Source organism: Roseobacter ponti, from assembly GCF_012932215.1.
GTDB classification, from domain to species: Bacteria; Pseudomonadota; Alphaproteobacteria; order Rhodobacterales; family Rhodobacteraceae; genus Roseobacter; species Roseobacter ponti.
In genome coordinates this window covers 1,188,537-1,214,572 of sequence record NZ_CP048788.1, presented here as the reverse complement: position 1 = coordinate 1,214,572, position 26,036 = coordinate 1,188,537, and the positions used below count along the sequence as shown (strand labels likewise).

Here is a 26,036-nt window from a genome sequence, read left to right as displayed (position 1 = left end):
TCCAGGGAGAATTCCAGATGCAAGACGGCCCCGATTACGGTTTCGATACCCTCCAGATCCACGCCGGCGCGCGCCCGGACCCGGCAACGGGCGCCCGGCAAACCCCGATCTATAACACCACAGCCTATGTGTTCCGCGACGCAGAACATGCCGCGGCACTCTTTAACCTGCAGGAAGTGGGATTCATCTACTCGCGCCTGACCAACCCCACAGTTGCCGTGCTGCAGGAACGCATCGCCATGCTCGAAGGCGGTGTCGGAGCCGTCTGCTGCTCATCGGGGCACGCCGCACAGATCATGGCGCTCTTCCCGCTGATGAGCCCGGGCAAAAACATCGTGGCCTCCACCCGCCTCTACGGCGGCACTGTCACGCAGTTCAGCCATACCATCAAACGTTTCGGCTGGTCCTGCACCTTTGTTGATTTCGACGACACCGACGCGGTCAAAGCCGCCATCAACGATGACACCCGCGCCGTTTTCTGCGAGGCCATCGCCAACCCGGGTGGCTATATCACTGATCTCGACGCGATCTCGGAGATCTCGGACGCTGCCGGCATCCCGCTGATCGTGGATAACACTTCCGCCACACCCTATCTCTGCCGCCCGATCGAGCACGGTGCGACGCTGGTGGTGCATTCGACCACCAAATACCTCACCGGCAACGGCACCGTCACGGGCGGCTGCGTGGTGGATTCCGGTAAATTCGACTGGTCGGCCAATGACAAATTCCCCTCGCTCAGCGAACCCGAGCCTGCCTATCACGGGCTGAAGTTTCATGAGACCTTCGGACCCCTGGCCTTTACCTTCCACGGCATCGCCATCGGTCTGCGCGATCTCGGTATGACCATGAACCCGAGTGCTGCGCATTATACGCTGATGGGCACCGAAACGCTCTCGCTGCGGATGGATCGCCACGTTGAGAATGCCGAAAAGGTTGCCGGATGGCTCGAGAAAGACGACCGGGTGGACTATGTCACCTATGCCGGTCTGAAATCTTCGCCCTATTTTGAACGGGTTGCCAAAATCTGCCCCAAAGGCGCGGGCGGGCTTTTCACCTTTGCGATCAAAGGCGGCTATGACGCCTGCGTGAAATTCGTGAATGCACTGGAGATCTTCAGCCATGTGGCCAACCTCGGCGACACCCGGTCGCTGGTCATTCACTCCGCGTCCACGACGCACCGCCAGCTGACGCAGGAGCAGCAGGAGGCCGCAGGGGCCGGGCCCGGTGTGGTGCGGATTTCCATCGGCACAGAAGACGCTGATGACCTGATCGCGGATATGGATCAGGCGCTCGCCAAAGCGGTCAGCTGAGGCTCATAAACAAGGGCGGGGCGACTGCCCCCCCTGCTCTGACGTCAGTCGTCGATGGCGAAGATCATTTCGACACGCACCCGGATCGTCTGCTCTCCGACAGCAACGGGAACATCCGACATGCGCGCGGATGCGGCCATATCAAATGACGGGCCGGGCGCACCGTCCGTCTCAGTGATCTTCAGCACCGGCCCGAGCGTGACGCCTGATGCCGCTGCGAGCTGCGCCGCCCTGCGCATTGCATCACGGACCGCCGCGGCACGCGCTCTGTCCTGCAAAGGTTCTGGATCCTGAAAACTGAACCGAAGACCATTAAAGGTATTCGCTCCGTCCTGCACCGCGGCATCAAGAACGCGGCCGACCTGAGCAATGTCGCGCACCCGCACGGACAGGGTATTGCTGGCCTGAAAGCCGGTAATCCGGGGGGGCTCCGTCTGCGACTGGTCACCGCGGCTCCGGACAGGCTGTACGGTTACCGATCCGGTGGCGATGTCACGCGGTGCGATCCCGGCAGCTTCCAGAACATCAAGCACGGCGCGCAGGTCTTCGGATGTAGCACCGAGCGCTGCAGCAGCAGTAAGCGCTTCATGGGTCGCACCGATGGAAACCTCAGCCATATCAGGCACTTCAGCGACGGAACCCACGCCGCTCGTATGAATTGTGCGGGCGTCCTGAGCTGCAGCCGCGAGCGGCAACCAGAGGCCCAGTAAGATCCCCGTTCCCGTCAGCATTTTCATCTCAAAGACCCTCCTTTTGTTCCATACCACCACAACACGACCGGGCCCGGAGGAACAAGCGTAAACCCCGCCCTTTTTCTTTCACTCGGCGAAGACCTGCTGTATTGTCCGCGCAAGAAGACGGCTTCCTGTCCGTCCTGAAGAGTGACTGGTACACCTGTTGAATGACGCCTGATTTTGCACTGATCCTGTCGCACGATACTGTTCGCCTGCTGCACCGCGCGGCTGACGGATGGCATGCTGTGGGCGAGGCCGACACCGCCGCGGACGACCTGGACGACCGGCTCGCCATGTTGCGACGCACGGCCACATCGCTTGCGCGCGGCGGGCTTTTTTGCAAGGTCGTTCTGCCCGACAGTCTCATACGGTATCTTGATGAGATGCCCGCAGGACCGGCAGAAGACGTGATGGCCACCGCCCGCCGCCTGCTTGACGGCGCCACGCCTTATCCTGTCGAAGACCTGGTGTTTGACGTCGTTACGACCAGCGACGGGCGCTTTCACGTGGCCGCCGTCGCCCGTGAAACCCTCGAAGAGGCCGAAGCCTTCGCCGTCGCACACCGGTTCAACCCGGTGAATTTCTCCGGCCACTGCGAGGATCAGACCTTTCCGACCGAACCGGACTTCGGCCAGACCGCTGTGGCCGCAGATCTGCTCGGGCCCGATACCAAAGCCGAAACCGATGATGTGCCCGTCAGCCTCGCAAGTGGCCAGACGCAGGCCGGCGCGGTGGTCGATCCGGATCCGGATGAAGAGGACAGGACGTATGATGCCGACAACACCCGAGAGGATGACGACAATATATTCTCCGATGCGCCGGATGATCAGAAGGCTGAGAGCCCGCCTTCTGAAGATCTGAAACTGGTAGCCGAAGTTCCGGTCGCAGGCGAGGATGCGAAACCTGCGCCTCTGCCCGCTGCGGACCTGTCCGAACGGGCCACCCCCGCCCGTCCTGAGGCACCTGCAAAACCGCCTGCCGAAACTGCCGGATCGCTCAGAGCGCCCACAGGTGCCCGCGTTGATCTTGCCGCAATGCACGACAGAGCAGCCAACGACAACTCAGGACTTCTGGCGGGATTTCTCGCGGCTGTGGTTGTGGTGGCACTGGGAAGTTGCGCGCTCTGGGCGACCGGTATGATTGGCCAGGGCGGGCTTTCCGCCTGGCTCGACCGGCCCTCCGAAATTCCGCCCGATGCACAGTTTGCCTCGCCGCCGCAGCCAGCACAGCCAGCGCCGTCAACAGATACCGCGGAACGTCCGGCTCCTGAAGAAACAACACTCTCAGCAACAGATACCGCAATTCAGGAAGCGCTCAGCGTTCCCGTATCACCCGGCCCCCAGCCAGAAACGCCCAGGGCGCCCGCGGATCTGCGCGCAGAATATGCGGTTACCGGCATCTGGCCTTTTGCGCCGGAGGTTCCGCGCCCGCCGCCGCTTGTGGATCTTGAAGATCTCTATGCCACCAGCATCGATCCGGTGCAGGCCGCGTTCGATGCCGTGGCGCTGCCGGCCGTCCCGGATACGCCGCCCGATCTTGCGCTGCTCGCACCGTCTTCGCCTGCTCCGGCCGGTACCAGTTTCGCGCTGAACGACCGCGGGTTCGTGGTTCCGACGCCGGACGGCGCGGTAAACCCCGACGGCATCCGGGTGTTCTCGGGTCCGCCCCCCCTGAAGCCGCCCGCTGACCGGCCGCGCGCGGCCGAACCGGGTGAAGATCCGGTGCTGCGCGCGCTTCTGTCCGGGTTTCGCCCGAAGCTTCGCCCTGCGGACCTGATTGAATCCACAGAGCGGGCGACCCTGTCCGGGCTGACCCGCAACGAGCTTGCCCAGTTCCGCCCCAAAATCAGACCGCCTTCGATCCAGGAAGACGCAATCGCAGCGACCGCAAGTCTGGTACCGCGTGACAGCACGAATGAGACCTTGCTTGCCGGTCAGGAACCCGCGGCCGCTGAGCCTGACGGCAATGTCATCCGCGTGTCCCTGCGACCATCTTTCAGACCCTCTGATTTTGGCCTGACGGTCGCGCGGGCGCAGCAACAGGCCGCCACTGCAGCGCCTGCGGCCGCGGCACCTGCCACAGTCACGGCAGCGAGTGTGGCACCAAGGGCCGTAGCGCCGAAAATCCCGTCAAGCGCATCCGTCTCGCGCGAGGCCACACAGAAAAATGCAATCAACCTGCGGCGCGTTAACCTGATTGGTGTTTACGGAAAACCGTCTGATCGCCGCGCTCTGATCCGCCTTGGCAACGGACGGTATCAGAAGGTGCAGGTCGGTGACCGGCTTGACGGTGGCCGGGTATCGGCAATCGGAGATTCCGAGCTGCGCTATCAGAAAAGCGGGCGCAACATCATCCTGAAAATGCCGCGCGGCTGATCACAACCGCACGGCATCGGAACTCTGCCACGAAATCGCGCAGACTTATTCTGCGGCAAGCTCTCCGTTGTCGATCTGTTCCTGCTCGATGCTCTCAAAAAGCGCCTTAAAGTTGCCTTCGCCGAAACCATCATCGCCCTTGCGCTGAATGAATTCGAAAAAGATCGGGCCGATTACCGTTTTGGAGAAGATCTGCAGCAGTATTTTCGTCTCACCACCGTCAATCACGCCCTCGCCGTCAATCAGGATGCCGTGTTTCTTCATCCGATCCACCGGCTCGTCATGCCCGGTCACGCGGTCAAAGCTGAGGTCGTAATAGGTGTCGGGCGGGCCGGGCATAAATTTCAGGCCGCGCGACGCGATCTCATCGGTGCTGTCATAAATATCCGATGAGCCCACCGCGATGTGCTGAATACCCTCGCCGTTGTATTTCCTGAGATAAGAAACGATCTGCCCGGTCTCGCCGCGGTCCTCATTGATCGGGATGCGGATACGACCGCATGGCGAGGTCAGCGCCCGGCTCAGCAACCCGGAATATTTCCCCTCGATATCGAAAAACCGGATTTCACGGAAGTTAAAGAGGTCGCCGTAAAAGCGGAACCATTTGTCCATATTGCCGCGGTGCACATTGTGCGTGAGGTGGTCGAGATAGTAAAACCCCACGCCCGCGGGTTTGGACTGCGCAATCCACTCGAATTCTTCGTTATACGGGCTGGTGTCGTAATACTGGTCCACAAAGTAAAGCAGAGACCCGCCGATACCGACTATTGCCGGTACATCCAGTGCCTTGCCCGGGCCCTCATAGGGTGTGGCCCCTTTAGCAACCGCGTGAACAAAGGCCTTTTGCGCATCAACCACGCGCCAGCCCATCGAGGGCGCACAGGGACCGTGCCCGGACACGAACCCGGCGGCAAAACTGTCCGGGTCAGCGTTCAGGATATAGGTGATGTCACCCTGCTGCCAGAGTTCCACCGGTTTGTCCCGGTGTGTCGCCACGTGGCTGTAGCCCATGCGCGCAAAAAGATCGCGCAGCTCCTGTGGCTCAGGGTGCGCAAATTCGATGAACTCAAAGCCGTCGGTGCCGATCGGGTTCTCTTCACTGATGGTCGATTTCGGTGCGTCGTGCGGGAAAGGGCCCATGGTGCGCTGCTCCTTCAATGGTCAGAAAAACGGCAGATTGCCTTTGTGCTGAATATACCGGCAGATCTCCGCGATATTTGCGCAAATTTAGAGGTATCAGTAGACCATCACGCGGACTTCACGCATAATCATCGGAAGTACCGGGATAACACCGCATCATGATGGATGAAACCGACACGCGCCTTCTCGCTGCTCTTCAGAAGAATGCGCATCTGACCGCGCAGCAACTGGGCGATATGCTGAACCTGTCACCCAGCCAGGCCGGCCGCCGCCGCCAGCGCCTGGAAGCCGAAGGCTTTGTTCAGGCCTATATCGCGCGGCTTGATCCGGCGCATCTCGGCCTGCATGTGCAGGGATTTGTTCAGGTGCATCTGGGCACGCACGGCGCGGACCAGTCGCGCAGTTTCGCCCGTCTGGTAAATACCCGCCCTGAAATTACGAGCGCATGGACAATGACCGGGGATGCTGATTATCTGCTGCGTGTCTATTGCGCGGATCTTCCCGCTCTGAATGCTCTGATCCACGATGTTCTGCTCGCCCACCCCGCAGTCGCGCGGGTGCACAGTCAGATTGTCATGGACCAGCTGAAACAGGACGGACCTCTGCCCACCTGAAACCAAACCTCCGGGAGACCACGCCGCATGGAAGGCTTTCTCTACCAGGCCTCGATCTATCTCGCCGCAGCCGTAATCGCTGTGCCCATTGCCGCACGGCTCGGGCTCGGCTCGGTGCTTGGCTATCTCGCGGCGGGGATTATCATCGGTCCGCTGCTCGGCTTTGTGGGGTCTGAGACGCAGGACCTGCAGCATGTCGCAGAGTTCGGCGTCGTGATGATGCTCTTTCTGATCGGTCTTGAGCTCGAGCCGCGCGCTCTCTGGGACATGCGGCACAGGTTGCTGGGGCTTGGTGGTCTGCAGGTGGGTCTCAGCACGGTGGCGATCATGCTGATTGCCATGGCTTATGATCAGCCCTGGGGGGTCGCTCTGGCAATCGGCCTGACCCTCTCGCTCAGTTCGACGGCGATCGTGCTGCAAACCCTGTCTGAAAAGGGGCTGATGCAGACCAATGGCGGACGCTCCATTTTCTCGGTGCTGCTGACCCAGGACATTGCGGTCATACCGATGCTTGCCTTTCTACCGCTGCTTGTCGTGACGCTGCCGGTAACGATGGAGCCTGATGGCTCTATTCAGATCGGCGGTGATGATCATGGTGACGCGCACCACTCGCTGTCACTCGTAGAAGGCCTGCCCGCCTGGGGTGTGACGCTTGTTACCATAGCGGCAATTGCAGCAGTCATCATCGCCGGCATATTTCTCACGCGACCGCTTTTCCGATACATCCACGCCGCACGTCTGCGCGAGATGTACACGGCTCTGGCGCTGATGATCGTGGTTGGGATCTCCTTTCTGATGACCCTCGTGGGCCTTTCGCCTGCTCTCGGCGCGTTTCTGGCCGGTGTCGTTCTGGCAAACTCCGAGTTCCGCCACGAGCTTGAGACCGACCTTGAACCCTTCAAAGGGCTGCTGCTCGGCCTCTTTTTCATCACCGTGGGTGCGGGGATAAACTTCACCCTGCTCTTCGCCGATGCGCCCGCGATCGTCGCCATGGCTTTGCTCGTCATTGTCGTAAAGGGGCTGATCCTGTATATTCTCGGGCGGGCTTTCGGGCTGCGCGGACGGGACCAGTGGCTCTTTTCTCTCGGGCTTGCTCAGGCGGGCGAATTCGGCTTTGTGCTCGTCAGTTTTTCCGTCACCAACGGGGTCATTCCCCGGGATGTGGCTGAAACGCTGCTGCTGGTCATCGCGCTCTCTATGCTGATCACGCCACTGCTGTTCATTCTGCATGATTTCCTGTCGAGCAGAATTTCGGATTCCACCGAAGAGCAACCTGAGGACGCCATCGACGAAAAGGGGCCTGTGATCATTGCAGGTGTCGGACGCTTTGGTCAGATCGTGAACCGGCTGGTGCAGGGGACAGGCTTTAATACTGTCGTCCTCGATCACGATATGGAAACGATCGCCGTAATGCGACAGTTCGGGTACAAGGGCTTTCTGGGCGACCCGACCCGCCCGGACATCCTGCGCGCTGCCGGCATCAACGAGGCCTGGGTGCTTGTCGTCGCACTGGACGATCCGGAAGCGGCGATCAAACTGGTCACCTACGCCCGCAAAATCCGTCCCGGCCTGCATATCGTCGCCCGTGCGCGCGACCGGACGCATGTGTACAGGCTCTATCAGGCTGGCGCTGACGACATCGTGCGCGAAATGTTCGACAGTTCACTGCGGGCCGGACGCTATGTTCTGGAAAACATCGGGCTCAGCGAATTCGAAGCCAGCGAAGCAGAACGAATATTCTACCACCACGACCGGGATTCCGTGCGACAGCTGGCAGAACTGTGGAAACCCGGCGTGGCAGCTGCTGACAACCCTGCCTACGTTCAGCGGGCTAAAGAGCTGCAGAAAGAACTGGAAACGGCCTTTCTCAGCCGGGGAGAACATAAAGACGATGACGACTGAGCCGGGGAGGCGCTCGCGCGGCTACCCGTCTGAGACACCGGCTTCGGCAAAGGTGGCCATGCCGCTCAGGCAGGCCACGGCCGCCTTCAGCACGGGGATCGCCAGCGCGCCACCGGAGGCTTCACCAAGGCGCAGCCCCAGCGACAAAAGCGGCTCTTTGCCCAGAGCAGCAAGCACTTTGCCATGTGCACCTTCAGCACTCAAATGTCCGGCAACGCAGTGATCGAGCGCACCTGAGCAGGTCTTTTCCAGCGTCAGAGCCGCCGAACAGCAGATAAACCCATCGAGGATCACCGGTATGCGCAGGCTGCGCGCACGCGCGATTGCACCCGCCATCGCCGCCAGTTCCCGCCCCCCCAGCCGGCGCAGTGTCTCAACACCGTCGCCCCTGCCCGCGTGCAGGCGCAGCCCCTCGGCAACGACGCGCGTCTTACCGGCCAGACCGGCATCATCGACACCCGTACCACGCCCGGTCCACTCATCGGCCTCTCCGCCCAGAAGCGCCGCCGCCAGGGCGGCCGCCGGCGTGGTATTGCCAATCCCCATCTCACCGACAATAAGCACATCCGCAGTCTCGTCGACGGCCTCCCAGCCGGTGCGCAGTGCAGTACAGAGCGCCGCTTCAGACATCGCAGGTCCCGTCGTGAAATCATCCGTCGGGTCCTCAAGAGAGAGAGCATGCACATCAAGCTTTGCACCGGCCGCTGCGGCAAGCTGGTTAATGGCTGCACCGCCATGCTCAAAATTCGCCACCATCTGCGCGGTCACTTCCGGCGGAAAGGCGGAAACCCCGCGCGCTGCAACCCCGTGGTTGCCGGCAAAAACGATCACCTGCGGCGCAGTCACAGAAGGTGTGGCCGTCCCGCGCCAGCCGGCATACCAGATCGCCAGATCTTCCAGCCGTCCCAGGGCGCCGGGGGGTTTGGTCAGCTGCCCGTTGCGCTCAGCCGCTGCATCACGTGCGCCGCTGTCGGTGTCCGGCTGCCGCTCCAGCAGAGCACGAAAGCCCGCCATATCATTGAATTCTGCGGTCATTTTCGGGCCCCCGGGTTGCATGACTGGTTGCTCCTGTTTACCCATTGCAGACCTCACAGCAAGCCGGGAAAAGGCCGCCCGCAGATGAAAACCGACAATTTACCCGCTCCGGTCACGCAGATGCTTGTGGCGCTGACCCTGCTGACCCGCCTGCCCCTGCCGCATCTGCCGGCAGCGGCCTTCGGGCAGAGCGCGCGCGCTGTCTGGGCATATCCCCTTGCCGGTATCGTGACAGGCCTGCCTGCCGGGCTTCTGGGGGCCGGTCTTTACGCGGCCGGGCTGCCTGCGGCCCTCGCCGCCGGTGCCGTCCTGGCAACGCAGATGGCAATGACCTGCGCGCTGCACGAAGACGGGCTGGCAGATGTGGCTGATGGTTTCTGGGGAGGGCAGGATGCGCAGCACCGGCTCGACATCATGAAAGACAGCCAGATCGGCAGCTACGGCACCCTCGCGCTGATCATCGTGACGGGCATGCGATGGGCCGCCCTGACGGCACTGATCCCTATGGGCGCAGCACCGGTGGTTGCAGCAGCAGCCCTGTCGCGCGGACTGATGCCGCTGGTGATGTCGGCCCTGCCCCATGCACGCACGTGCGGTATGTCGCACAGCGTCGGCCGCCCGGATGGCACGCTGAGCCTCACAGCTCTTATGGTCGGGCTGATTATCGCGGGGATCCTGTCAGGCGCACCGGCAGTGGCAGCCTTTATCCTGGCGCTCGGCGTCACCGGCGCAGTATCTCTGATCGCCCGATCCAAAATCGGCGGTCAGACCGGGGATGTGCTCGGAACGGTTCAGCAGCTTGGCGAGGTTACCATCCTGATGACGCTTGCAGCGACATCAGGATGACCCCGAAAAAACGCCCCGCTGTGAAAGCAGGGCGTTTCAGTCTGTTCAGATACAGAATGCGTTTCAGGCAGCAACGCGGCTGTCGAGAACATCACCCACCTGGCGCGATGCGGCAAGCTCATCGCCACCACTGACGGCAGCGACTTCGCGTGTCAGACGTTCAAGCGCTGCTTCATAAAGCTGACGCTCCGAATAGCTCTGTTCGCGCTGATCATCGGTACGGTGCAGGTCACGCACCACCTCAGCGATGGCAATCAGATCGCCGGAGTTGATCTTCTGCTCATACTCCTGGGCACGGCGCGACCACATTGCGCGTTTCACTTTGGCTTTGCCTTTAAGCGTCTTCATTGCATGGGTGATGACATCCGGCGAGCTCAGCGCACGCATCCCGATCTCCGTCGCTTTGTGCGTCGGCACCCTCAGCGTCATCTTGTCCTTTTCGAAAGAAATAACGAAAAGTTCCAGCTTGATGCCGGCAACTTCCTGCTCTTCAATCGACAGGATCTGGCCCACACCATGGGCGGGGTAAACGACGAATTCATTGGGTCGGAAATCAAGTTTCTTCGATTTTGTCATTCAGTTTTCCTCAATCCACATCCGTCTGTCCTGCTTTTCCGACAGTCAAAAGCACACTCAGCGGGGGCCATCAGCCACGCACGCAGGTGTGTAATTGCCGGTTTTCGGGTTCCTGCGCGCATAGCCTGCGGGCAGGTAAGAAGACATCCGTCTGTTGTTACGTCAGTAATATAACACATAAACGCGCGTCAAAAAAGCTGCCCCTGCGTCAGCCACCGGAATTCTCAGTAAAAAAAGGCGTTTATTCGCCGGAAACCCCGTCAGGTCCGCTCACGAATCACGCGTGATGTGGCTCAGCCGCCTTCGCCGGGTGCTTCGGAGAAGTATTTCTCCAGCTTGCCGCTTTCCCCGTCCCGCTCGTCTGCCTCGGGCAACGGGTCTTTTTTGGTGATTATAACAGGCCAGAGTTCTGAATACTTACGGTTGAACTCGACCCATTTTTCCATGTCCGGCTCGGTATCCGGACGGATCGCATCCGCCGGGCATTCCGGCTCACAAACGCCGCAGTCAATGCATTCGTCCGGATGGATAACGAGCATGTTTTCGCCTTCGTAAAAACAGTCCACCGGGCAGACTTCTACACAGTCGGTGTATTTGCAGGCGATGCAGCTGTCGTTAACGATATATGTCATAAGACCATCTTTTCAGAATGCGATGCCCGGTAGCTAAATCAGGCGTCCCGATCATTCAAGAGACCGCGCCTTAGAAAGATCAAGCTTGCGACGATCGCGCTTGGTCGGGCGACCTTTTCCCTCAAATGCCGGATTTTCAGGAGCAGTTTTCCGGGCACGGGGCTCCGGCGGGGACAGATCAGAATAAAGCGTCTGCGCTTCGGGCGCCGGGCCCCGTCTTGTACCTGGTGCTTCGACGCGGACAACCCGAATAGCATCACCCTGCGCAAAGGTCAGAACATCGCCCGGCGTTACGACAAAGCTTCGTTTCTCAACCCGGGTGCCGTTCACCCGGACATCGCCAGCTGCGACCCGGCTGGCTGCCAGCGACCGGGTCTTGAAGAACCGGGCGTGCCAGAGCCACTTATCGAGCCGCAGTTTTTCCGCCAATTACTTGCTGTCCTTCAGCCCCATGAGGGCCGCCGCAAAGGGATTGTCCGGGTCGATCTTTTTCTCGGGCTTTGGCGGTCGGGCAGAATACTTCTGAGCGCCGTCGCCTTTTCCCCCCGGGCGCGAACCACCGCGCTTTCCTTTGCCCTGAGGTTTGCCCTTACCCTGCGGACGGTTCCCGCCCCGGCGTGCGCCCTGCCCCGCACCGCGGTTCGCCCGGCCCCAGGTGAAGGTATAAAACACTTCCGTTTCCTGCGCGCTGACCTCAGAATCGGGTGCGGTACCGGGAGGCGTCTCATGCGACGGCACCTCATCGACCGCCGGTCCGGAATCCCGGGCGGCGGTATCCGCCGGCGCCTCGTCGGCGACCAGAGCGGGCGGCACCGCATCAGCAGTAAGCGGCCTTTCAGTACTTTCGGCAGGCTCTGGTACGCCATCGGACGGGGGCTGAGTTGCGGGCTCTGCTTCCGTGACAGCCAGCGGATCAGCGGGCTCTGCGCTCTCCGTGGTAAGTCTTTCGGCAGGTTCTGCACTGCCCACATCCATCACCGGCATATCCGGCGCGGCGGGTGCGCCATCCGTCGCTTCGGCGACGGCAGCATCCGCAGGCTTCACTTTCTCACGTTCGCCTTTTTCAGCCCTGTAGCCCAGCCCCTGCATCAGGTCGGCGAACTGATCCAGCGTCATCCCGGTGATCGACAGCATGTCTGCCTTTGCCTCAAAACCGGCGCGTGAATTCTCAGCCCTCAGCATATCCGCGAGCCGTTCCAGCATATCGATGCGGATGGCGCGCTCGCCTGCGATCCGGTATCCCGACATCGTGTCAGCCCCCGCCGGTGCGGCAGGATCAACAGGGATCGTAACCAGCCCGGGGGGCGGTGCTTCAGGAAATTCGCCGAGGCCTTTGCCGAGCGACCACAGAACCAGCCGCAGCCGCGTCGGCGCGGGCTTCAGCAACAGTGGCAAAAAAATCGTGAACTGACCAAAGCGGATACCGTGCTTGCGCAGCGCACCGCGTGCATCCTGATCCAGCGCTTTGACATCCTCGGCAACTTCGGCCCGCGGGATAACCCCCAGAGCCTCGACCATGCGAAATGCAAAACCGCGGGCAAGGCCCGTCAGCGTCTCGTCGCGGCTGAGGTTCATCAACGGCTCAAACAGGCTGGCGATCTTCCGGTCGATGAAATGCTGCAACCTGCGCTGCACCTTCTGCGCCACGTCCGGGCCCGCGATATCGTCCACGAACACCTCGACCTGTGGCTTGAGCAGATCGGCCCCGGCAACCAGCTTGCCGACGGCATCTTTGCCCCACATCAGGCCGCCCTGTTCGGTAAAATCAATCTCGGTGTCGGGAGCGTTGTAAAACCGGTCCGCACGCAGATGAAACTGCGGGACCAGCGCCTGAAGCGCCGCGGTTTTAATGGTTTTGGTTTCTGCCGGCGCGCCGCCCTTGTCCTGACTGAACCGGAACCCTTCCAGCCGCCCTACAAATTCGCCTTCTACAGTTACTTCACCGGTATTCGATACATCTGCCACCATGGCTTCCTTCTGGCCGAGCCGGCGCAAAAGCACGGACGTGCGCCGGTCTACAAATCTTTGGGTCAGACGCTCGTGCAGCGCATCCGACAATCGGTCTTCTACAGAACGCGCCGCGTCACGCCAATGACTTTCATCACCTGTCCAGCCCCTGCGTTGCGCGACATACGTCCATGTCCTGATAAAGGCCAGTCGTTTGGATAACGCATCAATGTCGCCATCGGTTCGGTCAATCCGTTTAATTTGTCGGGCAAGCCAGTCGTCAGGGATCTGGCCGCGCTCGTGCAGGAAGTTAAAAATCGCTTCGAGAAGGCCGGCGTGTTCAGCGTGGCTGATCCCTCGGAAATCAGGAATGCGGCAAACGTCCCACAAGAGCCGCACAGACGGCCCGTCGGTACAGCGCGCCATGATCTCAGGCACCTGTGACAGGGCCCTGAGCGCGCCGAGGTCATCCGCCTCGCGGGCACGCACCAGCATCTCATGCTCGGGGGACACCTCCAGCGAAGCAATCAGACGTTCTGTCGAGCCGAACTGCAGCGCTGAATTGCGCCAGACCAGTTTTTTCTGCGGGGTGAAGCGGTGATCCATGATGGCCCGCGCCACATCCTCCGTGAGCGGCGCCGCTTCGCCCGTGACGCCGAAGGTGCCGTCCTTCATGCCCCGGCCCGCACGACCTGCGATCTGCGCAAGCTCGTTGGGTGCCAGCATCCGCATGCGGCGCCCGTCAAATTTGCTGAGCGCTGAAAAGGCGACGTGATCCACATCGAGATTAAGCCCCATGCCGATGGCGTCGGTAGCTACCAGAAAATCAACCTCGCCATTCTGATACATTTCCACCTGGGCATTGCGTGTCCGGGGGCTCAGAGCGCCCATTACCACAGCCGCACCCCCCTTCTGACGTCTGATCAGCTCTGCAATCGCATATACATTTTCAACCGAAAACCCGACTATTGCACTACGGGGACGCATCCTGCTTATCTTTTTAGGACCAGAATAGGTCAGATCAGACATCCTGTCCCGCTGCATGAACTGCGCACCGGGAATGAGCTCGCGAATGGCACCCCGCATCGTATCCGAGCCCAGAAAAAGCGTCTCATGCAGACCCCGTGCACGCAGCAACCGGTCTGTAAATACATGCCCGCGCTCGGGGTCTGCGCAGAGCTGAATCTCATCCACTGCCAGAAAATCACAGCCCATGCCCTCGGGCATCGCTTCCACCGTACAGACCCAGTACTGCGTCCTTGGCGGGACGATCCGCTCCTCACCGGTGACCAGCGCCACGACAGAAGGTCCGCGCGCAGCGACGATCCGGTCATAGACCTCGCGCGCCAGCAGGCGCAGCGGCAGACCGATGACGCCGGTTCTGTGCGCCAGCATCCGTTCGATCGCGTAGGTGGTTTTCCCGGTGTTGGTCGGGCCAAGAACGGCCGTCACCCGCGTCTCACCTGCCACGGCAATATCCTTGATAAGAGAGGGTCAGAGTGTCCGGCCGATGCCTTCACGTCTGAGCTGTTCGATGGCGGTCTGCGCGTTTTCGTGGTGCGGGTTGAGCTCCAGCACGCGGTCAAAGGCTGCCGCCGCACGCTCCTCATCACCGAACTCGCGCAACATCACACCGAGACCGAAAATAGCATTGTAGTTGCTGGGATTGAGCGCAAGAGCGCGGCGAAGATCCTCAAGGGCCGGGCCATAGAGACCCGCCCGGTAATAGGCGGTTGCGCGCGCATGCCAGCCCTCGGCGAAATCCGGTGCGTGATCGGTGAGCGCCGACAGATGCTCGATCGCGCGTCGGTTGTCGTCTTCCTCCAGCGCTTCACGGCCCCGCCGGAGCAACAGATCCATCGAGGCCGACCCCGACCTGTCCCAGATCAGACTGAGTTCACGGTCAAGCCGCCCGGCTTCTGATTCGGGCGCCTCGCTGAGTTCGCGCAGCAGTTCAGAGGCCCGGTCCTGTGCCTGGGATGGCACGGAAAGCACAAAAACCGCGAGAAGTGCCGCAACGACAGATTTGAGGTTGATACTTTTGATGCTCATAACAGCTATGAATGTAACAGGCGACGCGGGCAATTCCAGACCCCGCGGACCGCCACAGGCAAAAGGGCCGGAAAATGAGTGAAATTGTGAATGAAGCAGTGGTCGCACTGAACGAAAAACTGAGCGGTGCAGATTTTGGCGGCACCGCGAAATTCGATATCGCCGGCGAAGGCAGCATTATGATGGACAGCACCGGCGCGCGCGCCGGTGACGAGCCGGCAGATGTGACGCTGACGGCCGACGTCGATACTTTCCGGGCTATTCTCGAAGGCGAGACCAATCCGACAAGCGCCTTTATGACCGGCAAGCTCTCGGTCGATGGCGATATGGGGATGGCCATGCAGCTGGCATCTGCTCTCGCCTGATGACGCTTGCAGCCGCGCCCTTTTACACCGGGATCTCTCATGGGCCCGAAGAGGGTGCGGCGCACTGGATTACCGCGTCAGACGGCGTGCGTCTGCGGACTGGCCACTGGCCGCTGAACCAGGCGCGCGGCACCGTACTTATCTTTCCCGGTCGCACGGAATTTATTGAAAAATACGGCCAGGTTGCCGACGCCCTCCGGACCCGCGGCTATGCGGCGATGGCGATTGACTGGCGCGGTCAGGGCCTCTCTGACCGACTGCTGGACAATCCCCTGATCGGTCATGTCGAGCATTTCACCGATTACCAGAAGGACGTGGCGGCCATGCTGCGCGTCGCGCGGCAGCTGAATATGCCGCGTCCCTGGTTTCTGCTCGGCCATTCGATGGGCGGAGCGATCGGACTGCGGGCCGCGATTGAGGGCGCGCCGGTTCAGGCCACCGCCTTCACCGGACCGATGTGGGGCATCCGGATCGCGCCCCATATACGCCCCCTCGCATGGGCTCTGGGGCACCTGATGCCGCGTGTTGGCCAGGGGCACAGGTTGCCACCCGGCACCCGCATCGAACATCACGTGGTCGCCGACGGGTTCGACAACAATCTGCTGACCCGCGACCGCGACCAGTTTGCGATCATGCGCGACCAGCTGACCACACACCCGGAACTCAGCCTAGGCGGGCCCAGTTTTGTCTGGCTGCGTGAAGCTCTGGCAGAAACGCGGCATCTCGCGTCCCGCCCCTCGCCGGCCCTGCCCTGCGTCACCTTTCTGGGCTCAAACGAGCGGATCGTCGAAGTTCCGGCAATCCACCGGCGGATGCAGGAGTGGAATAACGGGGCGCTTGAAATCGTCGAAGACGGTGAGCATGAGGTGATGATGGAAAGCGATGCGGTCGCCGGACCGGTCTTTGACAGGATGACAGAGGTATTTGCCAACCGCCCCCGTCGCTGAGCCCTGGGAATCCGAGCGCTGTCCTCTAGATTACCGGTATGACGCGCGAACCAGTCCTCACTTTTACCGATCGCGGCATCTGGTGCGCGGCCGGCGGATTTTATATTGACCCCTGGCGGCCGGTGGACCGGGCGCTGATCACCCACGGCCATGCGGATCACGCGCGTCCCGGCCACGGATCATACCTTGCGACACACAGCGCTCTTCCCGTCATGCGGCACCGGCTCGGAGACATCTCCGCCGAAGGCATCGCCTTTGGAGAAACACGGAAAATCGGTCAGGCGGAAGTCTCCTTTCACCCGGCAGGTCACGTGCCCGGCTCAGCACAGATCCGGGTCGCGGTAAACGGCGAGGTCTGGGTCGCCTCCGGAGACTACAAGGTCGAGGATGATGGTCTTTCCGAGCCCTTTGAGCCGGTCCGGTGTCATCACTTCATAACCGAATCCACCTTTGGCCTGCCCGTCTTCAACTGGCAACCGCAGCCGGTTGTGGCCCTTGAAATCAACGACTGGTGGGCAGGCTGTGCCGCCGCCGGCAAGACCGCTTTTCTCGGCGCCTACGCACTTGGCAAAGCTCAAAGGCTTCTGCGCATGCTGGACACTTCGATCGGGCCGGTACTGACGCATGGTGCCGTGGAGGCGACAAACGGCATACTGCGCGATCAGGGCGTGACGCTGCCCGATACGGTAAAGGCAGATGCCGGGATCAGACCAAAAGACTATCCCGGTGCTCTGGTGCTCGCGCCACCTTCGGCACTCGGGAGTGCCTGGGCGCGAAAGTTCGGCGCACAGGAGAGCGCGTTTGCCAGTGGCTGGATGCAACTGCGCGGCGTGCGCAGGCGGCGCGCAGGCGACCGCGGGTTTGTGATTTCGGACCATGCTGACTGGAACGGGCTGCTCAGTGCCATCAGGGACACGGGAGCAGAAAATATATATGTGACACATGGTTACACAGATACCTTCGCTCAGTATCTGAATGAAAACGGCTGGTCAGCCGAAGTTGTGCCCACCCAGTTTGAGGGCGAAGCACCGGATCAGGATGAAACCGAATGAAACGGTTTTCCGCCCTCTTCAACGCGATCGATCAAAGCACGAAAACCAATGTCAAAGTGGCGGCTCTGGCGGATTACTTCGCAGCTGCCCCGGAGGCAGACCGGCTCTGGACCATCGCGCTTTTCTCCGGGCGCCGTCCGAAACGTGCGGTGACAACCACAAAACTGCGCGAATGGGGGGCGGAAATGGCGGGCATCCCGCTCTGGCTCTTTGAGGAATGCTATCCGGTTGTGGGTGATCTGGCAGAAACCATCGCCCTCGTTCTGCCTCCGCTAACAACGACCGATGATCGTTCTCTTTCATTCTGGATCAATGCTTTACGTGGCGTCCCTGATCTTGATGAGGCCGCGCGCAAGGCTTTTGTTCTGGACGCCTGGTCCTGCCTTGGCGGAACCGAGCGCTTCGTTTTCAACAAGCTCATCACCGGCGGCTTTCGGGTGGGTATCAGTCAGAAGCTGATGACCCGGGCCCTTGCGAAAGCCACGGGCAAATCCGAGCCTGAACTGGCACACCGGCTGATGGGCACCTGGCACCCCGATGACACGTCATGGGAGACGCTGATCGAGGCGAAGGACAGCGCTGCTGACGCCTCGCGCCCCTATCCGTTTTATCTTGCCTATGCGCTTGAAGACACACCTGAAACGCTGGGCCCGACGCAGGACTGGCGCGCGGAATGGAAATGGGACGGGATCCGCGGCCAGCTCATTCTGCGCGAAGGTCAGCATTTTGTCTGGTCGCGCGGCGAAGAGCTGATGACGAACCGTTTTCCTGAGCTTGCCCGTGCAGTGGACTTCCTGCCCGACGGCACGGTGCTCGACGGCGAACTGCTGGTCTGGCACGCCCGCGCGGACCGGCCCGCGAGCTTTAATGCTCTGCAGAAACGTATCGGGCGCAAAACAGTGCCGAAAAAGCTGCTTGCGGAGGCGCCCGTCGTGCTGCACGCCTATGACCTGCTGGAGCACGAAGGCGCTGACCTGCGCGACACCCCCTTTGCCGGCCGGCGGTGCCTGCTCGAGGATCTCTGCGCCAGCCTGCCGCCCGATGCGCCCGTACGCCTGTCACCGCAACTGAATTTTGACAGCTGGGACGCGCTTGCAGACCTGCGTGCGGAGGCACGCGAGGAACAGGCTGAGGGCGTCATGCTCAAACGCGCCGAAAGCCCCTATCTGACCGGCCGCAAGAAAGGTGACTGGTGGAAATGGAAGCTCGACCCCCTCACCATCGACGCGGTGATGATATATGCACAGGCAGGACACGGGCGGCGCGCAAATCTCTTCACTGATTTCACCTTTGCGGTCTGGAACGGCAACGATCTGGTGCCTTTCACCAAGGCCTATTCGGGCCTCACCGATGCCGAATTCCGTCAGATCACTGCCTGGGTGCGCAAGAACACCCTTCAGCGGTTCGGGCCCGTCCGCCAGGTGACACCGCATCATGTTTTCGAGATCGCCTTTGAGGGCATTCAGGAAAGCCCCCGCCACAAATCAGGGGTGGCGCTCAGGTTTCCACGCATGTCACGCTGGCGTCAGGATAAACCTCTGCAGGAGGCCAACACCCTGGATGACCTGAACGATATGCTGAGAATTTATGGCTGAGACGGAAAAACCTGCCGCCGGAATGCCACCAGATCCGCGGGCGCCTGAAACGAAGGCTCCTGCGGGTGCCTGCGACGCGCATGTGCATCTTGTGGCAGCCGCGGGCGAGTATCCCCTTTGGGACGGTCGCGCAGAAGACCCGGCGCCGGGCCCTGACCTCGACGGCTGGCTCGCGATCTATCGCAATCATCTGGAAACCCTTGGATTTTCGCGCGGGCTGATCGTGCATTCGATCCTTTACGGCACGGACAACAGCGTCACGGTCGAGGCCGTCCGGCGCATGGGTGCAGACTTTCGCGGCGTCGGTTTGCTGCGCGATGGTGCGACCGAAGCGCAGATGGATACCTTTACCGACCAGAACATGGTCGCCTTGCGCCTCAACTACGTGCATGGCGGCGTGCTGACCTGGGCCGGTGCGAAGGCCATGGCGCCGGCACTGGCCGACCGCGGGCTGCACATTCAGATGCTGGCGCATGCAGATCGCCATCTGGAGGAGATCGCTGAGGATGTCCGGCATCTGCCCGTGGACGTGGTTTTTGATCACATCGGCTGGCCGGCAGACGGGATGATACCCGAAAGTGACGGATTCCGCACGCTCTGCAACCTGCTCGCCGACGGCAAAGCCTGGGTCAAACTCTCCGCACTCTACCGCATGTGCCCCGCTCCTTATGACCGGGCAGATGCGCTGGTCGCAGCCCTTGTCGCGGCAAACCCGGAACGCTGCCTCTGGGGCTCAGACTGGCCGCACCTGATGCTCGCGGATGCAGAGATGCCTGTGGCTGCGGAACTGCTTAACGCCTTTCACCGGGTGGTTAGCGACCGGGCCACCCGCGAGCGCATTCTCGTTCAAAATCCCGCTAATCTTTTCGGCTTCTGAGCCCGCGCGCCCGGTGCTTGCTTGTCCCCGGACCGGCGGCACCCTAGGTAGGAGCAAACCACAGATGAGGACGACCATGTTTCAGCTTCCCTTTCCCCTTCGCGATGCAAATGCCGCCGGTGGCGCGACCCCTTTCGGCGATCTGCCGGAATGGAACCTCGACGATCTTTATACCGGCGAGGATGCCCCTGAGCTCAAGCGCGATCTGGACTGGCTGGAGCAGGCCTGCAGCAGTTTTGCCGCCGACTATGAGGGCAAACTTGACACGCTTGAGGCGGAGGCTTTTCTCGACTGCGTGCTGCGCCAGGAGAAAATCAACCAGGTCGCAGGGCGTCTTATGTCCTATGCGGGCCTGCGTTATTACCAGCTCACGACCGATGCGGGACGAGCCAAATTCATGTCCGACCTGCAGGAAAAGATCACTAATTTCACCACGCCGCTGGTGTTTTTCACGCTCGAAATCAACCGGCTTGAGGACGGGCACCTGGATACGCTTTATGCCAGAAACGCGGATCTTGCGCGCTACAAACCCGTGTTCGACCGTATCCGCGCGATGAAGCCCTATCAGCTCTCTGATGAGATGGAGAAGTTCCTGCACGATCTGGGCGTCGTCGGCGATGCCTGGGAGCGGCTTTTTGATGAAACCATCGCGGGTCTGGAATTTGAGGTGGATGGCGATGCACTCAACATCGAAGGCACTCTGAACCTGCTCACCGACACCGATCGCAGCAAACGCGAGGCTGCGGCGCGCGAACTGGCAGATGTGTTCTCCGACAACATCAAAACCTTCGCCCGGGTGCATAACACACAGGCCAAGGAAAAAGAGATCCTCGACCGCTGGCGCGGGATGGAAACCGCACAGACAGGCCGGCATCTGAGCAATCAGGTGGAGCCCGAGGTGGTTGAGGCGCTCCGCAACGCAGTTGTAAATGCCTACCCGAAACTGAGCCATCGCTACTACGAGCTGAAGCGCAAATGGCTGGGGCTGGACACGATGCAGGTCTGGGACCGCAACGCGCCGCTGCCGATGGAAGACAACCGCACGGTCGACTGGGCGCAGGCGGAAAAGACTGTGATGGATGCCTATAACGCGTTCGATCCGCGCATGGGTGAACTTGCGGAGCCGTTTTTCCGGAAAGGGTGGATCGATGCTGCCGTGAAACCCGGCAAAGCACCCGGCGCCTTTGCCCACCCCACCGTGACCAACGTTCATCCTTACGTGATGCTGAATTATCTCGGTAAACCGCGCGATGTGATGACGCTCGCGCATGAGCTTGGCCACGGGGTGCACCAGGTGCTGGCCGCCGGTCAGGGTGAGATGCTCTCCTCCACCCCGCTCACGCTTGCCGAAACGGCCAGTGTCTTTGGCGAGATGCTGACGTTCCGCAAAATGCTTGATGGTGCGAAAGACGACGCGCAGCGCAAAGTGATGCTCGCCGGCAAAGTCGAGGATATGATCAACACGGTCGTGCGCCAGATCGCGTTTTATGATTTTGAATGCAAGCTGCACGAGGCCCGTCGGGGTGGTGAGCTGACACCGGATGACATCAACGCGCTCTGGATGTCAGTGCAGGCAGAAAGCCTCGGGCCGGCCTTTGAGTTTATGGACGGCTATGAGACCTTCTGGGCCTATATTCCGCACTTCGTGCACTCGCCCTTCTACGTATATGCCTATGCGTTTGGCGACGGCCTGGTGAACGCGCTCTACGCGGTCTATGCCGAAGGCGACGAAGGGTTCGAGGATAAGTACTTCGAGATGCTCAAGGCCGGCGGCTCAAAGCATCACAAAGAACTGCTGGCACCCTTCGGCCTTGATGCCTCTGACCCCGCGTTCTGGGACAAGGGCCTCAGCATGATTTCGGGCTTTATCGACGAGCTTGAGGCGATGGAGGGCTAAGCACCCTTCTTTGCTGCGGCAAAGGTCATATCGATCATCCGTTGCGTGCCCTTCGAGAATTCGAGCGGGCACGCATATTTGCCGCCAGTGCGCGCTGCTTCGGTGAAAGCCTCAACCTGAAGAACGTAGTGATTGACCCCCGGAAACCGCTCAACCCTGCGCGTCTGCCCGGCGGTTTCCAGCGAAAGCTCTGCCTGGTCATAAACGGCTGCATTGAACGGGCAGGTCATTCGCAACACGCCTCTGTCACCATGAAACACAACCTCCTGCCGGTTAAACATGCGCATCGAGATCACCGCCGCATAGCTGAAATCCGGAAACCCGGCCGCCATCTGCACAAAGACATCCACATCGTTTTCAAAATCAATCCGGGCAAAGGGCACGGCATCGGGTTCCTGTCCGGTCACAAACCGCGTCGAGCCAAAGGTATAGACGCCGATGTCCGGCAGCCCACCACCGCCCGCCTGCGCCTGGTTGCGGATATTCCCGGTATCGGTGTTGCAATAGGAAAAGACGGCATCCACATGACGCAGGGTCCCGATGGAACCTGACGAAACAAGCTCCTTTGCGCGCAGAAACTGCGGGTGGTGCACGATCATAAAGGCCTCAGCGGCCAGCTTGCCGGATTTGTCCCGCGCCGCGATCAGCTGGTCAAATTCATCCGCGCGCATCGTCATGGGCTTTTCGCAGAGCACGTGTTTGCCGGCCTCCAGAGCTTTCAGGGACCATTCCACATGCAGGTGGTTCGGCAGCGGGATATAGATCGCATCGACGTCCGGGTCGGCCAGAACAGCATCGTAAGTGTCGTGCAGGGTCAGACCGGGCGCAAAGGCGGTAAACCGCGCCGCCTTCTGCGGATCCGACGTGCCAAGTGCTACGAGATCGGCACCCTTTGCTGCATGAATGGCCGGGGCCATTTGTTCGGCTGCAAAATTCGACGCCCCGAGGATGCCCCATCTCAGATGTGTCATTGTGATTTTCCTGTGTTCTGTCCGGCTCCGCGCGCCGGTGCTTATTTCAGCTGGCTGTCTTTTGACCCCCGGCGGTTGATCCCGCCGCGCGTCTGAAATGCGCTGTCATGCTCACGCATACAGTCGATGCAGAGCTTCACGCCTGGCTGGGCCGCGCGGCGTGCCTCCGGGATCGGTTCATCACATTCCGCACAGTGGGAGAGGCTCTCCCCTTGCGGCTGGCGCCGGGCTTTGAGCCGCGCCAGTTCATCCGATACCGAGGCCTCAATCTGTTCGTTCACCGCGCCATCGCGCGCCCATCCGCCAGCCATATCTGAAACTCCTTACCGTTAAGTCTGCCATGCGCAGACGCGTCATGCAATTCCCGCCTGACCGGCCAGAAACCAGGTCAGGCCATGAAAAAACCCGCGCAGCGGAGACTGCGCGGGCCGGTTGTCAGAGTTGGGTCGCGGGCATCAGGCGGTGGCCAGCATGCCCTTTTCCTTCGCAAGATCGCGCATTTTCTTCTGCAGCTTCTCAAAGGCGCGCACCTCGATCTGCCTGATGCGCTCGCGGCTGACGTTGTATTCGCCGCTGAGATCCTCAAGGGTAACGGTCTCGTCCGACAGGCGTCGCTGCGTCAGGATGTCTTTCTCGCGGTCATTGAGAACGCTCATCGCTTCCGCGAGCAGCTCGCGCCGCGCGGTCAGTTCGTCCCGCTCCTCATAATCAGACGCCTGATCAGCATCCTCATCCTCGAGCCAGTCCTGCCACTGCATCGTGCCTTCGCCCTCAGAGCCGACAGTCGCATTCAGGGACGCATCGCCGCCCGACATGCGCCGGTTCATCGAGATAACCTCTGCTTCGGTCACACCGAGATCCGTTGCGATCCGCTTGACGTTATCGGGGTGCATATCGCCTTCTTCAAGCGCACCGATCTTGTTCTTTGCTTTCCGCAGATTAAAGAACAGTTTCTTCTGGCCTGAGGTCGTGCCGAGTTTGACGAGCGACCAGCTGCGCAGGATATATTCCTGAATAGACGCCCGGATCCACCACATTGCATAGGTCGCAAGCCGGAAGCCTTTTTCAGGATCGAAGCGTTTAACAGCCTGCATCAGACCCACGTTCGCCTCTGAGATCACCTCTGCCTGAGGCAGCCCGTAACCGCGATAGCCCATCGCAATCTTGGCCGCCAGGCGCAGGTGCGATGTCACCATTTTATGAGCAGCTTCAGTGTCCTGCTCCTCAACCCAGCGCTTGGCCAGCATGTATTCTTCTTCCGGCTCCAGCAGCGGAAATTTGCGGATTTCCTGCATATAGCGGTTCAGGCCGCCTTCTGGTGTCGGTGCGGGCAGATTTGCATAATTTGCCATGGGAGCCTCCCAATGTTTAGGTCCTTAACATCAATATGGGAACTGAACTGATCAGTTCAAGTGCGGACCGAAGAAAATGTTAACGCGAACAGTACCGACCATTGATTAAGGAAAGCTTGCCACAAAGCGCCGCCGTTAACACCTCACAGTGCTGTGCAATCACATCCATTTGCACTTTATGACAACGCCACCCGCGCGGCATCGAGCAGGCTTAGCATATCCTGTGGTAAGGGCGCTTCAAAGCGCATATCCTCACCACTCACCGGGTGTACAAAGCCCAGCACGGCAGCGTGCAGCGCCTGACGCGGAAAGCTGCGCACAGTCTCCGCCGAGATCTCCGGCAGCGCTTTGGCAGGCAGACGCCGTTTGCCCCCATAGGTCGGATCACCCACCAGCGCGTGACCGGCATGGGCCATATGCACGCGGATCTGATGAGTGCGCCCGGTCTCAAGCCAGCATTCCATCAGCGCAAGACAGGCCGGCGTGCCGAAACGTTCGACCGTACGGGCCCGTGTCACCGCATGCCGACCGCCCTGAAACAACACTGCCTGGCGCTGACGGTCGGTTTTGTGCCGCGCCAGCTGCGTCGTGATTTTAACGATATTGCCGGGCTCAAAACTCACGCCTTTCATCCCGCGCAGCCGTGGATCGTTGCCATCCGGCACACCGTAGACCAGCGCCTGATAATACCGCTCAACCGAATGCGCTTCGAACTGGTCTGCAAGCCCGTGATGGGCCGCGTCTGACTTGGCGACGACCAGCAACCCGGAGGTATCTTTGTCGATTCTGTGAACGATGCCAGGCCGCTTCATGCCGCCCACACCTGACAGATCCGCGCCGCAATGGGCCAGCAACGCGTTGACCAGCGTGCCGGAAGGCGAGCCGGGAGCCGGGTGCACGACCATGCCTGCAGGCTTGTTGATCACCACCAGGTGGCTGTCTTCATAAATGATGTCCAGCGGGATATCTTCCGGCAGAATGTGGCTCTCCTGTGCCTCCTCTACCGAGATCACGATCTCATCGCCGGCCTGCGCCCGGGCTTTGGGGTCCTGCACGGTGGCTCCGTTGACCTGAACCGACCCGCAGGCCAGTAACCGACCAATCCGCGTACGTGAGAGGGCAGCCTGCTCTGGCACATCACGGGCAAGCGCCTTATCAAGGCGGGGCGGTGGTGCATCCCCGAGAACGAAGCTGATCTGACGGAGCGGCATGGAAAATCCTGAATCTGAAACCGATGCACCGGAACCGGCGAATCTGAGGTTTCTCAGACGGCTGGTGACGGTGCTGACCGGGGTGATGACTGGGGGCGTTCTACTGATCATCGCGCTCATTGTCATCCGCTTCTATGATGCGCCCCCGCCGCTCCCCGAAGAAATCTTACTTCCTGAAGGCGCTGCGGCCACGGCGTTTACGCAGGGAGACGGATGGTATGCAATTGTCACCGACGACAACCGTATTCTGATTTACGACCGTGTGACCGGGCAGCTTGAGCAGACCATCGCGATCAGATAGCCGCCAGAGGCAGAAGAAACTTGCCTTTAAAGTCCCTGAAAACCGAATCAATTGCGGCGGATAAGGGCCATATCGGCCCCCGCCGCCCTCTTTTGTGGGGCGGAAGGCAGGTCAGCACCGCATTCTCGTGCGGCATAATGCGGGCTTTCCGCCCCGCACTGTCGCTCTCGCGGGAACACTTAACCAGGTATTAATGTACAAAGCTTCCGGCGATGCAGGATTGGTCCCACGACCGGGACAGTGGCGAAATTGCAGTGCAAATCGGGCAGGAATATGGCACAAGTATGGCGTTGCCGGTGCCCGTG

24 protein-coding genes are annotated in these 26,036 nt (G+C 60.8%); 12 read left to right on the top strand and 12 right to left on the bottom strand.

Going from position 1 to position 26,036, the window contains the following annotated elements; translation table 11 throughout:
- Positions 1 to 17: 17 nt before the first annotated feature.
- The gene (locus G3256_RS05885) at positions 18 to 1,310 is read left to right on the top strand and encodes an O-acetylhomoserine aminocarboxypropyltransferase/cysteine synthase family protein (protein ID WP_169639932.1); all 1,293 of its coding nucleotides are present in this window, start codon (positions 18 to 20) and stop codon (positions 1,308 to 1,310) included.
- A 44-nt stretch (positions 1,311 to 1,354) separates the two neighbouring features.
- Here G3256_RS05885 and G3256_RS05880 read toward each other — a convergent pair whose 3' ends face one another.
- The gene (locus G3256_RS05880) at positions 1,355 to 2,047 is read right to left on the bottom strand and encodes an SIMPL domain-containing protein (protein ID WP_246227806.1); all 693 of its coding nucleotides are present in this window, start codon (positions 2,045 to 2,047) and stop codon (positions 1,355 to 1,357) included.
- A 164-nt stretch (positions 2,048 to 2,211) separates the two neighbouring features.
- Between G3256_RS05880 and G3256_RS05875 the strand changes: the two genes are divergently transcribed.
- A complete protein-coding gene (locus G3256_RS05875; RefSeq protein ID WP_169639931.1) occupies positions 2,212 to 4,419 on the top strand; it encodes a hypothetical protein in 2,208 nt (735 codons plus the stop codon).
- 45 nt (positions 4,420 to 4,464) lie between these two features.
- Here the strand turns inward: G3256_RS05875 and hppD are convergent, their stop codons facing one another.
- Positions 4,465 to 5,559: a 4-hydroxyphenylpyruvate dioxygenase gene (gene hppD, locus G3256_RS05870; protein WP_169639930.1), complete on the bottom strand. Its 1,095-nt coding sequence runs from the start codon at positions 5,557 to 5,559 to the stop codon at positions 4,465 to 4,467.
- Between the two features lie 158 nt (positions 5,560 to 5,717).
- Between hppD and G3256_RS05865 the strand changes: the two genes are divergently transcribed.
- Together G3256_RS05865 and G3256_RS05860 are read left to right on the top strand one after the other, a co-directional pair.
- Complete coding sequence (locus tag G3256_RS05865) at positions 5,718 to 6,173, top strand: Lrp/AsnC family transcriptional regulator (RefSeq protein WP_169639929.1); 456 nt, start codon at positions 5,718 to 5,720, stop codon at positions 6,171 to 6,173.
- A gap of 27 nt (positions 6,174 to 6,200) precedes the next feature.
- A complete protein-coding gene (locus G3256_RS05860) occupies positions 6,201 to 8,075 on the top strand; it encodes a monovalent cation:proton antiporter-2 (CPA2) family protein (protein WP_169639928.1) in 1,875 nt (624 codons plus the stop codon).
- Positions 8,076 to 8,096: 21 nt separating this feature from the next.
- Here the strand turns inward: G3256_RS05860 and cobT are convergent, their stop codons facing one another.
- A complete protein-coding gene (cobT, locus tag G3256_RS05855) occupies positions 8,097 to 9,110 on the bottom strand; it encodes a nicotinate-nucleotide--dimethylbenzimidazole phosphoribosyltransferase (RefSeq protein ID WP_169639927.1) in 1,014 nt (337 codons plus the stop codon).
- Positions 9,111 to 9,194: 84 nt separating this feature from the next.
- Here cobT and G3256_RS05850 point away from each other — a divergent pair, with 84 nt between their 5' ends.
- Positions 9,195 to 9,956 carry an adenosylcobinamide-GDP ribazoletransferase gene (locus G3256_RS05850; protein ID WP_169639926.1) on the top strand — a complete coding sequence of 254 codons (762 nt, stop codon included), beginning with the start codon at positions 9,195 to 9,197 and terminating at the stop codon, positions 9,954 to 9,956.
- Positions 9,957 to 10,019: 63 nt separating this feature from the next.
- Here the strand turns inward: G3256_RS05850 and G3256_RS05845 are convergent, their stop codons facing one another.
- The 5 genes from G3256_RS05845 to G3256_RS05825 form a co-directional block, all read right to left on the bottom strand.
- Positions 10,020 to 10,532 carry a CarD family transcriptional regulator gene (locus tag G3256_RS05845; protein WP_169639925.1) on the bottom strand — a complete coding sequence of 171 codons (513 nt, stop codon included), beginning with the start codon at positions 10,530 to 10,532 and terminating at the stop codon, positions 10,020 to 10,022.
- Positions 10,533 to 10,825: 293 nt separating this feature from the next.
- Positions 10,826 to 11,164 (bottom strand): ferredoxin FdxA, encoded by a 339-nt coding sequence (gene fdxA / locus G3256_RS05840; RefSeq protein ID WP_169639924.1) that lies wholly within the window; start codon positions 11,162 to 11,164, stop codon positions 10,826 to 10,828.
- Positions 11,165 to 11,215: 51 nt separating this feature from the next.
- Positions 11,216 to 11,593 (bottom strand): RNA-binding S4 domain-containing protein, encoded by a 378-nt coding sequence (locus G3256_RS05835; RefSeq protein WP_169639923.1) that lies wholly within the window; start codon positions 11,591 to 11,593, stop codon positions 11,216 to 11,218.
- Positions 11,594 to 14,581 (bottom strand): helicase-related protein, encoded by a 2,988-nt coding sequence (locus tag G3256_RS05830; protein ID WP_206040797.1) that lies wholly within the window; start codon positions 14,579 to 14,581, stop codon positions 11,594 to 11,596. It abuts the gene before it with no gap.
- Between the two features lie 24 nt (positions 14,582 to 14,605).
- On the bottom strand, positions 14,606 to 15,163 hold the full coding sequence (locus G3256_RS05825; protein WP_169639922.1) for a tetratricopeptide repeat protein: 558 nt from the start codon (positions 15,161 to 15,163) through the stop codon (positions 14,606 to 14,608).
- A gap of 74 nt (positions 15,164 to 15,237) precedes the next feature.
- On the opposite strand from G3256_RS05825, the gene G3256_RS05820 reads away from it, so the two are divergent.
- The 6 genes from G3256_RS05820 (at position 15,238) to G3256_RS05795 (ending at position 21,896) form a co-directional block, all read left to right on the top strand.
- Positions 15,238 to 15,528 (top strand): SCP2 sterol-binding domain-containing protein, encoded by a 291-nt coding sequence (locus G3256_RS05820; protein WP_169639921.1) that lies wholly within the window; start codon positions 15,238 to 15,240, stop codon positions 15,526 to 15,528.
- Positions 15,528 to 16,475 (top strand): alpha/beta fold hydrolase, encoded by a 948-nt coding sequence (locus tag G3256_RS05815; RefSeq protein ID WP_169639920.1) that lies wholly within the window; start codon positions 15,528 to 15,530, stop codon positions 16,473 to 16,475. The genes G3256_RS05820 and G3256_RS05815 overlap by 1 nt, the downstream gene beginning before the upstream one ends.
- A 38-nt stretch (positions 16,476 to 16,513) precedes the next feature.
- On the top strand, positions 16,514 to 17,527 hold the full coding sequence (locus tag G3256_RS05810; RefSeq protein ID WP_169639919.1) for a ligase-associated DNA damage response exonuclease: 1,014 nt from the start codon (positions 16,514 to 16,516) through the stop codon (positions 17,525 to 17,527).
- Positions 17,524 to 19,122: an ATP-dependent DNA ligase gene (locus G3256_RS05805; RefSeq protein ID WP_169639918.1), complete on the top strand. Its 1,599-nt coding sequence runs from the start codon at positions 17,524 to 17,526 to the stop codon at positions 19,120 to 19,122. The genes G3256_RS05810 and G3256_RS05805 overlap by 4 nt, the downstream gene beginning before the upstream one ends.
- Positions 19,115 to 19,999 carry an amidohydrolase family protein gene (locus G3256_RS05800; protein WP_169639917.1) on the top strand — a complete coding sequence of 295 codons (885 nt, stop codon included), beginning with the start codon at positions 19,115 to 19,117 and terminating at the stop codon, positions 19,997 to 19,999. Before G3256_RS05805 ends, G3256_RS05800 begins: the two co-directional genes overlap by 8 nt.
- A 76-nt stretch (positions 20,000 to 20,075) precedes the next feature.
- Positions 20,076 to 21,896 carry a M3 family oligoendopeptidase gene (locus G3256_RS05795; RefSeq protein WP_169639916.1) on the top strand — a complete coding sequence of 607 codons (1,821 nt, stop codon included), beginning with the start codon at positions 20,076 to 20,078 and terminating at the stop codon, positions 21,894 to 21,896.
- On the opposite strand, the gene G3256_RS05790 is transcribed toward G3256_RS05795, so the two are convergent.
- The 4 genes from G3256_RS05790 to G3256_RS05775 form a co-directional block, all read right to left on the bottom strand.
- Positions 21,893 to 22,867, bottom strand: coding sequence for a Gfo/Idh/MocA family protein (locus G3256_RS05790; protein WP_169639915.1), 975 nt, complete (start codon positions 22,865 to 22,867; stop codon positions 21,893 to 21,895). The genes G3256_RS05795 and G3256_RS05790 overlap by 4 nt on opposite strands.
- Positions 22,868 to 22,908: 41 nt before the next feature.
- Complete coding sequence (locus G3256_RS05785; RefSeq protein ID WP_169639914.1) at positions 22,909 to 23,178, bottom strand: DksA/TraR family C4-type zinc finger protein; 270 nt, start codon at positions 23,176 to 23,178, stop codon at positions 22,909 to 22,911.
- 144 nt (positions 23,179 to 23,322) lie between these two features.
- Complete coding sequence (gene rpoH, locus G3256_RS05780; protein ID WP_169639913.1) at positions 23,323 to 24,219, bottom strand: RNA polymerase sigma factor RpoH; 897 nt, start codon at positions 24,217 to 24,219, stop codon at positions 23,323 to 23,325.
- A 176-nt stretch (positions 24,220 to 24,395) separates the two neighbouring features.
- Positions 24,396 to 25,430, bottom strand: a complete 1,035-nt coding sequence (locus tag G3256_RS05775; RefSeq protein WP_169639912.1) for an RluA family pseudouridine synthase — start codon at positions 25,428 to 25,430, stop codon at positions 24,396 to 24,398.
- Here G3256_RS05775 and G3256_RS05770 point away from each other — a divergent pair.
- Positions 25,429 to 25,731, top strand: a complete 303-nt coding sequence (locus G3256_RS05770; protein ID WP_169639911.1) for a DUF6476 family protein — start codon at positions 25,429 to 25,431, stop codon at positions 25,729 to 25,731. The two genes, G3256_RS05775 and G3256_RS05770, sit on opposite strands and share 2 nt — an antisense overlap.
- Positions 25,732 to 26,036 lie beyond the last annotated feature (305 nt).